This is a genomic window from Pedobacter sp. BMA, from assembly GCF_001027745.1.
In the GTDB taxonomy this organism is placed as follows: Bacteria; Bacteroidota; Bacteroidia; order Sphingobacteriales; family Sphingobacteriaceae; genus Pedobacter.
In genome coordinates this window covers 1-642 of the sequence record NZ_LECU01000016.1, presented here as the reverse complement: position 1 = coordinate 642, position 642 = coordinate 1, and the positions used below count along the sequence as shown (strand labels likewise).

Below are 642 nucleotides of genomic sequence, written 5' to 3'. Positions count from 1 at the left end.
TTGAGTTAAAGTATGGGATGCGGTAAGGGTAATGCTTGCGCCCGGAGCCAAAGTAGAAACCGGCGATCCAGTAACAATTGCATTGGCATCGGTAACCATCAGATTAGTTAAGGTTACATTACCTGTATTTTTAATAACCAGGTTGTAATTCAATACCTCGCCAGCTTTATTAGGAACAGTACCGCTAACAGATTTAACCAAGGTCACAGCACCCATTGGCGTAATCGTAGCCACTGTCGGTGTATCATTAGTCTCCGTCGTTCCTGAAACATCAGTCACATCTGCTCCAGCTGGCGTTTTACCAGTTACCGTTGCGGTATTGGTATATGTACTTGCATCAATATCGGCTTGAGTTAATGTATGGGAAGCAGTCAAAGTAACACTTGTACCCGGAGCCAGACTAGAAACAGGAGAACCTGTAACCACGGCATTCGCATCGGTAATTACTAGATTGGTTAAGGTGACATTGCCGGTATTCTTGATGATAAGATCATAATTCAACACACCTCCAACAGCCGTTGGTACTGATCCAATCACACTTTTCACTAAAGTCACAGCACCCGCTGGAGGAATAGTTGCTACTGTCGGCGTATCATTAGTGCCAGTCGTTCCTGAAACATCAGTCACATCTGCTCCAGCTGG

At 45.0% G+C, this 642-nt stretch carries 1 protein-coding gene; it reads right to left on the bottom strand.

Features of this window, described 5'->3' with window-relative positions; all coding sequences use genetic code 11:
• Positions 1-642: hypothetical protein (locus tag AB669_RS21305; RefSeq protein ID WP_047801399.1), on the bottom strand; the 642-nt coding region annotated here is incomplete at both ends.